At 72.5% G+C, this 11,818-nt stretch carries 12 protein-coding genes; 9 read left to right on the top strand and 3 right to left on the bottom strand.

The features are described from left to right. Nucleotides 1–29 precede the first annotated feature (29 nt). Nucleotides 30–506 (bottom strand): thioredoxin-dependent thiol peroxidase, encoded by a 477-nt coding sequence (bcp, locus tag ACXJMZ_RS17490; RefSeq protein WP_457030960.1) that lies wholly within the window; start codon nucleotides 504–506, stop codon nucleotides 30–32. A 154-nt stretch (nucleotides 507–660) separates the two neighbouring features. Here bcp and ACXJMZ_RS17485 point away from each other — a divergent pair, with 154 nt between their 5' ends. Together ACXJMZ_RS17485 and ACXJMZ_RS17480 are read left to right on the top strand one after the other, a co-directional pair. Continuing rightward, nucleotides 661–999 (top strand): DUF3618 domain-containing protein, encoded by a 339-nt coding sequence (locus tag ACXJMZ_RS17485; RefSeq protein ID WP_457030959.1) that lies wholly within the window; start codon nucleotides 661–663, stop codon nucleotides 997–999. Between the two features lie 169 nt (nucleotides 1,000–1,168). Beyond that, nucleotides 1,169–1,471, top strand: a complete 303-nt coding sequence (locus tag ACXJMZ_RS17480) for a GroES family chaperonin (protein WP_457030964.1) — start codon at nucleotides 1,169–1,171, stop codon at nucleotides 1,469–1,471. A gap of 3 nt (nucleotides 1,472–1,474) precedes the next feature. Here the strand turns inward: ACXJMZ_RS17480 and ACXJMZ_RS17475 are convergent, their stop codons facing one another. Together ACXJMZ_RS17475 and ACXJMZ_RS17470 are read right to left on the bottom strand one after the other, a co-directional pair. After that, nucleotides 1,475–1,903: an ester cyclase gene (locus ACXJMZ_RS17475; RefSeq protein ID WP_457030958.1), complete on the bottom strand. Its 429-nt coding sequence runs from the start codon at nucleotides 1,901–1,903 to the stop codon at nucleotides 1,475–1,477. Between the two features lie 54 nt (nucleotides 1,904–1,957). After that, nucleotides 1,958–4,240, bottom strand: coding sequence for a transglycosylase domain-containing protein (locus tag ACXJMZ_RS17470; RefSeq protein WP_457030957.1), 2,283 nt, complete (start codon nucleotides 4,238–4,240; stop codon nucleotides 1,958–1,960). A gap of 253 nt (nucleotides 4,241–4,493) precedes the next feature. Between ACXJMZ_RS17470 and ACXJMZ_RS17465 the strand changes: the two genes are divergently transcribed. From ACXJMZ_RS17465 to ACXJMZ_RS17435, 7 genes are all read left to right on the top strand, one after another. Next, a complete protein-coding gene (locus tag ACXJMZ_RS17465) occupies nucleotides 4,494–5,348 on the top strand; it encodes an ABC transporter permease (RefSeq protein ID WP_457030956.1) in 855 nt (284 codons plus the stop codon). After that, nucleotides 5,341–6,168, top strand: a complete 828-nt coding sequence (locus ACXJMZ_RS17460; protein WP_457030955.1) for an ABC transporter permease — start codon at nucleotides 5,341–5,343, stop codon at nucleotides 6,166–6,168. The genes ACXJMZ_RS17465 and ACXJMZ_RS17460 overlap by 8 nt, the downstream gene beginning before the upstream one ends. Before the next feature lie 23 nt (nucleotides 6,169–6,191). Continuing rightward, nucleotides 6,192–7,151, top strand: a complete 960-nt coding sequence (locus tag ACXJMZ_RS17455; RefSeq protein WP_457030954.1) for an ABC transporter ATP-binding protein — start codon at nucleotides 6,192–6,194, stop codon at nucleotides 7,149–7,151. A gap of 117 nt (nucleotides 7,152–7,268) precedes the next feature. Continuing rightward, a complete protein-coding gene (locus tag ACXJMZ_RS17450) occupies nucleotides 7,269–8,402 on the top strand; it encodes a DegT/DnrJ/EryC1/StrS family aminotransferase (RefSeq protein ID WP_457030953.1) in 1,134 nt (377 codons plus the stop codon). Nucleotides 8,403–8,460: 58 nt separating this feature from the next. After that, nucleotides 8,461–9,405 carry a Gfo/Idh/MocA family protein gene (locus ACXJMZ_RS17445; RefSeq protein WP_457030952.1) on the top strand — a complete coding sequence of 315 codons (945 nt, stop codon included), beginning with the start codon at nucleotides 8,461–8,463 and terminating at the stop codon, nucleotides 9,403–9,405. 11 nt (nucleotides 9,406–9,416) lie between these two features. Then, nucleotides 9,417–10,514, top strand: coding sequence for a glycosyltransferase family 2 protein (locus ACXJMZ_RS17440; protein ID WP_457030951.1), 1,098 nt, complete (start codon nucleotides 9,417–9,419; stop codon nucleotides 10,512–10,514). An 8-nt stretch (nucleotides 10,515–10,522) separates the two neighbouring features. Continuing rightward, nucleotides 10,523–11,812, top strand: a complete 1,290-nt coding sequence (locus ACXJMZ_RS17435) for a nucleotide sugar dehydrogenase (RefSeq protein WP_457030963.1) — start codon at nucleotides 10,523–10,525, stop codon at nucleotides 11,810–11,812. The last annotated feature ends 6 nt before the right edge of the window (nucleotides 11,813–11,818 follow it).

Here is an 11,818-nt window from a genome sequence, read left to right as displayed (position 1 = left end):
CCACCGCTTCGTTCTGCGCTGACCAGCCGTCAGGCGGTCTCGACCTTGAGGTCGCGGAGGAGCTTGGCGACGTGGCCGGTGGCCTTGACGTTGTAGAGGGCGCGCTCGACCTTGCCCTGCTCGTCGACGATCACGGTGGAGCGGATCACGCCGACGTAGGTGCGGCCGTAGTTCTGCTTCTCGCCGTAGGCGCCGTACGCCTCCAGCGTCGCGTGGTCCTCGTCGGAGAGCAGGGTGACCTTGAGGTCCTCGGCCTCGCGGAACTTCTCCAGCTTGGCCGGCTTGTCGGGGGAGATGCCGAGCACGTCGTACCCGGCGCCCGCGAAGACCTCCAGGTTGTCGGTGAAGTCGCAGGCCTGCTTGGTGCAGCCGGCGGTGAGCGCGGCGGGGTAGAAGTACACGATCACCTTGCGGCCGAGGTGGTCGGCGAGGGAGACCTGGTTGCCGTCGGCGTCGGGCAGGGTGAAGGCGGGGGCGGTGTCGCCGGCCTGAAGGCGCTCGCTCATGGTGGGGCTTCTCCTCGTGCGGACTCGTTGGTCGTACCAGCGGCCAACCTACTCCCGTTGGTGGGTGGTGCTGCGCGGGCGGGGCGGCGAGCTGACAGACTGACACCTGTCGTAACGGACGCAGACGGACGCAACCAGTGAAGGGGTGGCCCGAGTGGGCAAGGCCGGGACAGACAAGGCGGCGCGGACGACCGCCCAGATCGAGGCGGACATCACGCGGACCCGCACCCAGCTCGCGACGACCCTGGACGAGCTCGCGGTCCGGGTGCACCCGAGCACCATCGCGGCCCAGACCAGGGCGAGGCTGCTCGGTTCGGTCGAGGAGAAGGCCGGGCGGGCGTACGTCACCGCGAGCGGTGCGGTGGAGCAGCTGAAGGCGCAGTTCACCGACGAGAAGGGGCAGCCGCGCAAAGAGCGGATCGTCCCGGCCGCGCTGGTCGGCGTCGGGGTGCTGCTGCTGGTGGCCTCGGTGCGCAGGCGTCGGCGCGGCTGAGCGGGTTGTACGGGCAGGGGCCGGGCCGGTGGGTCCGGCCCTTCCGTATGCCGGGGCATTGTCACGCGGCCGGGGCCGGGCGGGTACGGTCGGAGGCGTGAACGAAGAGCGGAACGAACAGCACGAGGTGACCCGGCACGACCGGCTGGGCGCGAAGCTGCCGATCAAGATGCTGCACGACCGGGTTCTGGTGAAGACCGAGGGCAGCGAGGGCGAGCGCCGTTCGACCGGCGGCATCCTGATCCCGGCCACCGCCGAGCTGAGCAAACGATGCACCTGGGCGGAGGCCGTCGCGGTGGGGCAGAGCGTCCGGTCCGTGGAGCCGGGGGACCGGGTGCTGTACGACCCGGAGGACAAGCTGGAGGTCGAGGTCCGGGGCGCGACGTACGTGCTGCTGCGCGAGCGCGACCTGCACGCGGTGGCGGCGACGCGCTTCGGCGACGCGGAGGGCTCGACGGGCCTCTACCTCTGAGTCTCAGGCTTCGTCCGGCAGCAGTCCCAGCTGGCCGAGGAACTCCATCTGGTCGAAGTAGAGCCGGTAGCTGACGATCCGCCCGTCCCGGACCGTGGCGAGGTCGCAGCCCCTGAGCCTGACGTCACGCTGGGTGGCGGGCAGGGTGTCGCCGGTGGGCAGCGCCAGTGGTCCGGTGTTCTTCCCGGTGAAGAAGCCCTCGTCGATGGCGGTGTCGTCGACCTCGTACTTGTACTGGGGTTCGAACTCGGCGGTCGGAATGGCGTCGGTCATCTCCCGGAAGTACGTGACGATGTTCCCCCGGCCGCAGATCTCTCCCTGGTCCGGGGTGTAGGCGACGGCGTCCTCCGCAAAGCAGTCGGCGACGGCGTCCAGATCGGCCTTGGTGATCGCCTCGGTGTACCGGTCCATGACCTCACGTGCCTGTCCCATGATCCACACCTCCTGGTCCATGGCGTGACGCTTGCAGCCATTGTCCCACCGGCGCTACGGGCTCGGCAGTGCGGAGCCGCCCGGGCTCGGGCTCCGGCCGGGGGTGGGGGAGCCGCTGGGGGAGGGCGACGGTGAGGGTGACGGGGTGGGGGTCGGTGTCCGGAGCGGTGTCGGGCTCGGGCTCGGGGTAGGGCTCGGGGTCGGGGGCGGGGTGGGGCTGACGGTGGGTGAGGCGGGGGCGCTGGGCTGGGTGTTGCCCCGGCTGGGGCGGAGGTCGAACTGCTGGACCGGGGTGCCGCGGAGGGCGGTGGTCATGTAGCTGGTCCAGATCTCGGTCGGGAAGGCGCCGCCGTTGATTCGGCTGTAGCCGGCGGTGCCGGCCAGCGACAGCTTGGCGTGGGTCTTCGGGTCCTCGCGGAACAGGCCCACCACGGTGGTGAGTTCGGGGGTGTACCCGGCGAACCAGGCGGAGCGGTTGTTGTCGGTGGTGCCGGTCTTGCCGGCCGCCGGGCGGCCCAGGCCGAGGGCCCGGGCGCCGGTGCCGGCGGGGCTGATCACGTCCTCCAGCACGTCGGTGACGGCATCCGCGGTGCCCCGGCCGACGGCGGCGCGGGCCGGGTGGGCGGGGAGTTCGAGCAGGTCGGAGTAGCCGCCGGAGCGTTCCAGCTTGAGCACGGCCCACGGGGTGAACGCCTGGCCGTGGTTGGCCAGGGTGGCGTACGCCGAGGCCAGGTCGATCGCGCTCGGTGTGGCGGTGCCCAGGGTCATCGAGGTGTTGGCCGGGGCCATGCCCGGCACGGAGTCGGGGAGGCCGAGCCGGATCGCGGTCTGCCGGACGTGCTCGAGGCCGGCGTCCACGCCCTCCTGGGCGTAGACCGAGTTGACCGACTTCATCATGGCGAACCGCAGGGTCACCGAGCCGTAGTCGACATCGTCCTCGTTGGGAGGCGCGTACGCGGTGGGCCCGCCGACCACCGGGCGGCGGCTGCTGCCGTCGTACACGGTCTGGGTGGTGATCGGGCGGCCGTCCTGGGTGCTGTGCTCGCCGTCCAGGCCGGCCGCCAGGTCGATCGGTTTGAAGGTGGAGCCGACCTGGTTGTCCTGCCGGAGCGCGTCGTTGTACTGCTGCTTGGCGTAGTCCGGGCCGCCGTAGACCGCGACGATCCGCCCGGTGCCCGGTTCGACCGAGGCGCCGGAGACCCGGACGGCGGTGTCGGTCTCCGGCCGGGCGGCGGGGTCGAGTTCGGCGGTCAGCTCCTGCTGGACGGCCTGCACGAAGGCGTCCTGCCTGGGCTTGTCGAAGGTGGTGGTGATCTTCCAACCGCCGGCCTTCAGGGTGGCGGCGTCCAGCACGTTGCTGCTGGTCAGGTAGTCGTCGGCGATGTCCACCAGGTAGCCCGCCTGGCCGCTCAGGCCGGTGACGGGCTGCGGGTCGATCGGCTCGGGGAAGGTGGTGGCGGCCCGGGTGGCGGCGTCCAGGAAGCCGAGCTGGACCATGCCGTCCAGGACGTAGTTCCAGCGGGCCAGCGCCTTGGCCTGGTTGGCCGGCGTGCTGTTCTTCACGTCGTAGGCGCTCGGCGCCTGCAACAGGGCGGCCAGGTAGGCGCCCTGAGCGGTGGTCAGCCGGGAGACGTCCACGCCGTAGTAGGCCTTGGCGGCGGTCTGGATGCCGTACGCGTTGCGGCCGAAGTAGCTGGTGTTGAGGTAGCCGGCCAGGATCTCGTCCTTGCTCTGCTGCTGGTCCACCTTGAGGGAGATGAACAGCTCCCTGACCTTGCGGGCCACGGTCTGGTCCTGGGTCAGGTAGTAGTTCTTCACGTACTGCTGGGTGATGGTGGAGCCGCCCTGGGTGCCCTTGCCCGTGGCGGACGCGTTTCTGACGTTGTGCCAGGCTGCCCGGACCATGCCGCGCAGGTCGATGCCCTTGTTCCGGTAGAAGGTGCGGTCCTCGGCGGAGACCACCGCGTGCTGGGTGTCCAGCGGGACCTGCCGGATCGTCACGTCCTGCCGGTTGACCGAGCCGGTGCGGGCCAGTTCGGTGCTGCCGTCGGCGTAGTAGTAGACGTTGCTCTGTGCCACCGCCTGGGTGTTGGGGCCGGGCACCGGGACGATCAGGTAGAGCGTGACGAAGCCCGCCAGGGCGAGCAGCACCAGCCCGAGCAGTCCGCCGACCACCATCCGCCAGGTCGGCACCACCCGCCGCCACCAGGGCAGTGACCGCCGCCGGGCCTTGCGGGCGGTCCGCCGGGCCCMGCGGCGGTCACGTCGGGAGCCCTCGGCGCGGTCCTCCCACTCGAGGCTGTCGGGTGCGGGCGGCAGGTCCAGCTGCTGGCTCATGGGGGAATTATGTGGGATCTGATCCGCCATCAGATGGGTTTGACGAGGCGTGGCCACCGGTAATTCGGCTGCGCCAGAACCGGACCGGCGGTACTTTGAAAGGTGACAACCACATAGCGCAGCAGGACAGACGCAGCTCCGCCCGCAGTCCCCGGTACCCCCGGGGGTCAGCCGGTCGGGGCCGTTCGGGGCTGCCCCCGAGGTCTCTTCGGCTGTGCTCTCCGGCCTGCCCAAAAGTCGACAAGGAGACACAATGCAGCTCGCCCAGCGGCTCCGGCCACCAGAACGGAAGGCCGGGACCGGCTCGGTACGGCTCTACCTCGCGGTCGCCTCCGGCTCGTTCCGCCGCTACTCCACCTACCGGGCCGCCACCCTGGCCGGGGCCTTCACCAACACCGTCTTCGGGTTCATCCTGGCGTACACCTTCCTCGCGCTCTGGCAGGCCAGGCCGGGGGTCGGCGGCTACGACAGCAACCAGGCGGTGACCTACATCTGGGTCAGCCAGGCGCTGCTGATCACCGTCGCGGTCTGGGGCGGCGGCTTCCAGGACGACGTCCAGGAGCGGTTCAGGAACGGGGACATCGCCGTCGACCTGTACCGGCCGGTGGACTTCATGGGCTGGTGGCTGGCCGCCGATCTGGGCCGGGCCGCGTTCCACCTGATCGGGCGAGGCGTGGCGCCCACGCTGGTCGGGGTGCTGGCCTTCGACATCCGGCTGCCCGGCCACCCGTACACCTGGGCGGCCTTCCTGGTCTCGGTGCTGCTCGCCGTGCTGGTCAGCTTCGGGCTGCGCTTCCTGGTCTCGCTGACCGGATTCTGGCTGCACGACTCCGAGGGGGTGCGCTCGGTGATGGTGGTGGTCGCGCTGTTCTTCTCCGGGGCGCTCCTGCCGCTCACCCTCTTCCCGGGCGGGCTGGGCGAGTTGGCGCGGCTGCTGCCCTGGTCGGCGCTGATCCAGGTCCCCACCGACGTCTTCCTGGAGCGCCGCTCCGGCACCGCCCTGCTCGGTGCGCTGGGCTTCCAGGCGGCCTGGGCGGTGCTGCTGCTCGCGGCCGGCCGACTGGTCCAACTGCTGGCCACCCGCAAGGTGGTGGTGCACGGTGGGTGACACCTTGACGGTCCGGGCGGCCTGGGCGCTGCGCTCCTGGTGGCTGATGGCCGGGATGTGGACCCGCTCGACGATGGCCTACCGGGCCTCGTTCGTCCTGATGCTGGCCGCCAGCACCACGGTGACCGCGCTCGACTTCGTGGTGCTGCTGCTGATGTTCCAGCACACCGAGCAGCTCGGCGGCTGGTCGCTGGGCGAACTCGGCTTCCTGTACGGGACGTCGAGCTTCGCGCTCGGGATGGCCAACATGCTGGTCGGCAGCGTGGACGCGCTCGGCGAGCGGATCCGCACCGGCACCCTGGACACCATGCTGATCCGGCCCGCCCCGGCGCTCGCCCAGGTCTGTGCCGAACGGTTCTCGCTGCGCCGGGTCGGCCGCCCGGTGCAGGCGGCGGCGATCCTGGCCTGGTCGCTTACCCGGGTCGAGGTGCACTGGACGGCCGACCGGGTGCTGCTGCTGGCCGTGCTGCTGGTCTCCGGCAGCGTCATCTTCGGCGCGATCTTCATCGGCTTCGCCACCGTGCAGTTCTGGTGGGGCGAGGCGGGCGAGTTCCAGAACTCCTTCACCTACGGCGGCGCCACCATGCTCCAGTACCCGCCGACCGTCTTCGCCAAGGAGCTGGTGGCCGGGACGGTCTTCGGGCTGCCGATCGCCTTCGTGAACTGGCTGCCCGCGCTGCACATCCTCGGCAAACCCGATCCGCTCGGCCTGCCGGTGGCGTTCCGGTTCGCCTCTCCGCTGGCCGCCCTGCTCTGCGTGCTGGCCGCCGGCCTGGCCTGGCGGGCCGGACTGCGCGCGTACCGGGGCACCGGCAACTAGAGCTTCCAGAGAGGGAGTTGGACATGGCACTGATCGAACTCGAGGACGTCCGGCGGGACTTCACCATCCGGACCCGGGCCGGACGGCTGCGCCGGGAGAAGCGGGTGGTGCACGCGGTGGACGGGCTGAGCTTCACCGTCGGCGCGGGCGAGTGCGTCGGCTACATCGGCCCGAACGGCGCGGGCAAGTCCACCACGATCAAGATGCTCACCGGCATCCTGGTGCCCACCGCGGGCCGGCTCCGGGTGGCCGGGGTCGAACCGGCCAGGGAGCGGGTCGGGCTGGCCCGGCGGATCGGCGTGGTGTTCGGCCAGCGCACCACCCTGTGGTGGGACCTGCCGCTGCGCGACAGCTACGAACTGGCGCGCAGGATCTACCGCATCCCGCCCGACCGGTACCGGGCCAACCTGGCGCGCTGCGTCGAACTGCTGGACCTGGGAGCCCTGTTGGACACCCCGGTCCGGCAGCTCTCGCTCGGCCAGCGAATGCGCGGGGACCTGGCGGCGGCGCTGCTGCACGACCCGCAGGTGCTCTACCTGGACGAACCCACCATCGGCCTGGACGTGGTGAGCAAGGCGAAGGTCCGGGAGTTCCTGCGCGAGGTGAACCGGGCGGAAGGCACCACGGTGCTGCTCACCACCCACGACCTGACCGACATCGAGCAGCTCTGCGGCCGGGTGATGGTGATCGACCACGGCCGGGTGGTCTATGACGGCAGCCTGGACGGGCTGCACACGGCGGGCCGCAGCGAACGCACCCTGGTGGTCGACCTGGCCGAGCCGCGGCCCGCGATCACCGTGCCGGGTGCCCGGGTGGTCCGGGTCGAGGGCCCCCGGCAGTGGCTGGCCTTCCCGGCCGAGCAGAGCGCCGCCCCGCTGGTCGCGGCGGTGGCCGAGCGCTACCCGCTGGTCGACCTGTCGGTCCGGGAGCCGGCCATCGAGGACGTGATCGCCCGGATGTACGCGGAGGTGGCGATCGGCTGAGCCGGTCGGCCAGGGGTTCGACAGCCGTCACTCGCCCGGGTGGACCCGGTGACTCCGGGGTGTCGTGGACCGTTGACACTCCGGATCACCGGACAGGCTTGTGAGGAGTGCGCGCGGATGGCTCAGCTGGTCGGGGAGTCGGTGCCGACGGCCCGCTCCGGTGCCGGGGTGGCGGGCGCCGGGGTGGTGCCGGTGGCGCGGCCGGTGATCGGGGAGGCGGAGATCGCCGCCGCGGTCCGGGTGCTGCGCAGCGGGTCGGTCGTCCAGGGCCCGGAAGTGGCCGCCTTCGAGCGGGAGTTCGCCGAGCTGGTGGACGGCAGGCACTGCGTGGCGGTCAACTCGGGCACCTCCGCCCTGCAGTTGGCGCTGACGGCGCTCGGAATCGGGCCCGGCGACGAGGTGGTGGTGCCGTCCTTCTCGTTCGCCGCCACCGCCAACGCCGTCCGGCTGGTCGGCGCCGAGCCGGTCTTCGCCGACATCGACCCGGACAGCTTCTGCCTCGACCCGGCGGCGGTGCTGGCCGCGATCGGCCCGCGGACCGCCGCGCTGCTCCCGGTCCACCTCTACGGGCATCCGGCGGCGATGGCCGAGCTGACCCGACTGGCCGGCAGGAACGGGCTGGCCGTGGTCGAGGACGCCTGCCAGGCGCACGGCGCCACCCTGGACGGCCGCCCGGTGGGCTCGTTCGGCGCCGCCGGGTGTTTCAGCTTCTACCCGACCAAGAACATGCACGCCCTGGAGGGCGGCATGGTCACCGTCACGGACCCGGCGCTGGCCCGGAAGCTGCGGCTGCTCCGCAACCAGGGGATGGAGCAGCCCTACCGGAACGAGATCGTCGGGGCCAACCTCCGGATGACCGACGTCTCGGCGGCGGTCGGCCGGGTGCAGCTCGGGCGGCTGCCGGAGGCGACCGAGCGCCGCCGGGCCAACGCCGCCCTGCTGGACCGGGAGTTGGCCGCCACCGGTCTCGGCCTCCCGCCGGTGGCGGCCGGGGCCCGGCACGTCTACCACCAGTACACCGTCCGGGTGCGCGCCGAACGGGACCGGTTCCGGCGGGAGTTGGCCGAGGCCGGGGTGGGGTCCGAGGTGTACTACCCGGTGCCGATCCACCGGTTGCCGCCCTACCCGGGGCGGTGGGAGCTGCCGGAGACCGAGCGGGCGGCGGCCGAGGTGGTCGCGCTGCCGGTGCATCCCACCCTGTCGGAGGCCGAACTGGCCCTGGTGGTACGGGCGGTGCGGCGTGCGGTCTGATGGCAGAGGCACCGGGCGCGGGCGGCCGCKGCGGGCCGGGCTGATCGGCCTCGGCGCGATGGGACGCAACCACGCCCGGGTGCTGGGCGAGCTGGCCGGGGTCGAACTGGTCGGCGTGGTGGACCCGGCGGGCGGCACCGCGCCGGGTGGCGTCCCGGTGCTGGCCGACCTCAACGATCTGCTCGCGCTGGGCGTCGACTACGCGGTGGTGGCCTGCCCGACCGCCCAGCACGAGAGCATCGGCCTCCGGCTGGCCGTCGCCGGAGTGCCCGCGCTGATCGAGAAGCCACTCGCGCACGACGCCCGGGCCGCCCGCCGGCTGGTGGACGCCTTCCGGGGCCAGGTCGCCGGGGTGGGCCACGTGGAGCGCTACAACCCGGCCCTCCAGCAGCTCCGGGCCAGGCTGGCGAGTGGCGAACTCGGCGAGGTGTACCAGGTGTCGACCCGCCGTCAGGGCCCGTTCCCGCGCCGGATCGCCGATGTCGGGGTGGTCAAGGACCTGGCCACCCACGACATCGACCTGACCGGCTGGATCACCGGCCAGCCGTACGCCTCGGTGGCGGCAAGGACGGTGCGCAAGAGCGGCCGCCCGTATGAGGACATGGTGGCCGCCGTCGGCACACTGGCCGACGGCACCATGGTCAGCCACCTGGTGAACTGGCTCAGCCCGCAGAAGGAGCGCTACGTCGCGGTGACCGGCGAGCGCGGCTGCCTGGTCGCCGACACGCTGACCGCCGACCTGACCCTCCAGGTGAACGGCGCGGTGGCCACCGAGTGGGACACCGTCCGCACCTTCCGGGGAGTGACCGAGGGCGACGTGATCCGGTACGCCTTCCCGAAACGGGAGCCGCTGATGAGCGAGCACGAACAGTTCCGCGAGGCGGTGGCCGGGCGCCCGGCCGAGACCGTCGCACTGACCGAGGGCCTGCACACGGTCGAGGTGGCCGAGTCGGTGCTGGCCGCCGCCGGGCGGCAGAGCCTGCTGGGGGTGGTGGCCCGATGAGTGCTGGTCCGATGAGCACCCCCGACGTCACCGTGGTGATCGCGGTCTACAACACCATGCCGTACCTGACGGCCTGTCTGACCTCGCTGGTCGAACAGTCCATCGGCCGGGGCCGGTTGGAGGTGGTCGCGGTCGACGACGGCTCCACCGACGACAGCGGCGCCGAGCTGGCCCGGTTCGCCCGGGAGCATCCGGGGCTGTTCCGGGTCGAGCGGCAGGCCAACTCCGGCGGCCCGGCCGCGCCCACCAACCGGGCGATGGAACTGGCCAGGGGGCGCTACGTGTTCTTCCTCGGCGCGGACGACTGGCTCGGCACGCAGGCGCTGGAGCGGCTGGTCGCGATGGCCGACCGGTACCAGTCGGACGTGGTGCTCGGCCGGATGGTCGGGGTGGGCGGCCGGCAGGTTCCGCAGGGCATCTTCGACCGCACCGAGCCCTCGGTCGACTTCACCGACTCGGCGCTGGCCTGGGCGCTCTCGGACACCAAGCTGTTCCGCCGCGAGCCGCTGGTCCGGCACGGGCTGCGCCGCCGGGAGGACCTGCCGGTCTACTCCGACCAGCCGTTCACCCTGCAGGCGCTGCTGCGGGCCCGGCGGGTCTCGGTGCTGGCCGACTACGACTGCTACCACGCGGTGCTGCGCGCCGACCGGGCCAACGCGACGGTGCGCTCCGGGCACCGGGACCGGCTGCGCGGGCTGACCGAGATCCTGGCCGTCACCGACCGGCTCACCGAGCCCGGCAGTGAGGTGCGCAGGGCCCTGCACCGGCGTCATTTCGGCTGGGACGTACCGCAGTTGCTCCAGGCCGAGCTGCTCGGGCAGCCCGAGGCGGAGCAGCGTCACGTGGTGGCCGAGGTGGGCCGGCTGGTCCGCCAGCACTGCGACGTACTGGCTGAGCTGGCCGAGTCCGACCGGCTCCGGCTGGAGCTGGCCCGGAGCGACCGGTACCGGGCGGTCCGGGGGCTGATCGAGGACGAACTCGGCCGGGGCACACCACGGTTGGGGCTGCCCCGACAGCTCTGGCGCGACCTGGTCCCGGAACGGGCCAGGCGTGAGCTGCGCCGACGGCAGAGCTGGCGCAGGTTCGCCAACCGGATGACCAGGAGCTGACGTTGACGGTGGGACGGACGATCTGTGTGGTCGGTCTCGGCAAGATCGGACTGCCGCTCGCGGTGCAGTGCGCCGGGAAGGGGCACCGGGTGCTGGGTGCGGACACCGCGCCCTCGGTGGTCCGGCAGGTGAACGACGGCCGGCCGCCGTTCCCCGGTGAGGCCGATCTGCCCGAGCGGTTGAAACTCGCGGTCGCCGCCGGGCAGTTGACGGCGCGGACGGACACCTCGACGGCGGTCGCCGAGGCGGCGGCGGTGCTGGTCGCGGTGCCGCTGCTGACCGGTCCCGACGACCGGCCGGACTTCACCCTGCTGGACGCCGCCACCGCCGCCGTGGCAGCGGGTCTGCGCCCCGGCACGCTGGTCAGCTACGAGACCACCCTGCCGGTGGGCACCACCGCCGGACGGCTGGCCACCCTGCTGGCCGAGGGCTCGGGCCTGCAGCCCGGCGCGGACTTCGGGTTGGTGTTCAGCCCCGAACGGGTCTCCTCCGGACGGGTCTTCGCCGATCTGCGCCGCTACCCGAAGCTGGTCGGCGGGATCGACGAGCGCTCCACCCGGCAGGGCGTCGAGTTCTACCGCGAGGTGCTGGACTTCGACCCCCGCCCCGACCTGCCCCGCCCGAACGGCGTCTGGGCGCTCGGCTCGGCCGAGGCGGCCGAGTTCGCCAAGCTGGCCGAGACCACCTACCGGGACGTCAACATCGGGCTGGCCAACCAGTTCGCCCGGTACGCAGACCGGATCGGGGTGGATTTCGCCGAGGTGATCGAAGCCTGCAACTCGCAGCCGTACAGCCACCTGCACCAGCCCGGCGTCGCGGTCGGCGGCCACTGCATCCCGGTCTACCCGAGGCTCTATCTGTCCGGCGACCCGGCCGCGACGGTGGTCGAGGCCGGCCGGGCGGCCAACCTGGCGATGCCCGAGTACGCGGTCGGGCGGCTGGCGGCGGCGCTCGGCGGGCTGGCCGGCCGGGGCGTGCTGGTGCTCGGCGCCGCCTACCGGGGCGGGGTCAAGGAGACCGCGTACTCCGGCGTCTTCCCGCTGGTGGCCGCGCTCCGGGAGGCCGGAGCGCGGCCGTACGTCGCCGATCCGCTGTACGGCGCCGAGGAGTTGACCGCGCTCGGCCTGCCGCCGCACCGGGGCGAGCCGGTCGAGGCGGCGGTGGTGCAGGCCGACCACGCCGAGTACCGCACCCTGGGGGCGGCCGACCTGCCGGGCGTCCGGGTGCTGCTCGACGGCCGGCGGGTCACCGACCCGGCGCGCTGGGCGGGCGTTCAGCGGATCGTGCTCGGCGCGTGACGGGGT

This window comes from Kitasatospora sp. P5_F3, assembly GCF_054049135.1.
This window is presented reverse-complemented; position numbering and strand designations above follow the sequence as displayed.

Bases quoted from the DNA above. Each gene is read 5' to 3' on its own strand.
- bcp (WP_457030960.1), bottom strand. From the start codon at position 506: ATGAGCGAGCGCCTTCAGGCCGGCGACACCGCCCCCGCCTTCACCCTG.
- ACXJMZ_RS17480 (WP_457030964.1), top strand. From the start codon at position 1,169: ATGCTGCACGACCGGGTTCTGGTGAAGACCGAGGGCAGCGAGGGCGAG.
- ACXJMZ_RS17475 (WP_457030958.1), bottom strand. From the start codon at position 1,903: ATGGGACAGGCACGTGAGGTCATGGACCGGTACACCGAGGCGATCACC.
- ACXJMZ_RS17465 (WP_457030956.1), top strand. From the start codon at position 4,494: ATGCAGCTCGCCCAGCGGCTCCGGCCACCAGAACGGAAGGCCGGGACC.
- ACXJMZ_RS17455 (WP_457030954.1), top strand. From the start codon at position 6,192: ATGGCACTGATCGAACTCGAGGACGTCCGGCGGGACTTCACCATCCGG.
- ACXJMZ_RS17450 (WP_457030953.1), top strand. From the start codon at position 7,269: ATGGCTCAGCTGGTCGGGGAGTCGGTGCCGACGGCCCGCTCCGGTGCC.
- ACXJMZ_RS17445 (WP_457030952.1), top strand. From the start codon at position 8,461: ATGGGACGCAACCACGCCCGGGTGCTGGGCGAGCTGGCCGGGGTCGAA.
- ACXJMZ_RS17440 (WP_457030951.1), top strand. From the start codon at position 9,417: ATGAGCACCCCCGACGTCACCGTGGTGATCGCGGTCTACAACACCATG.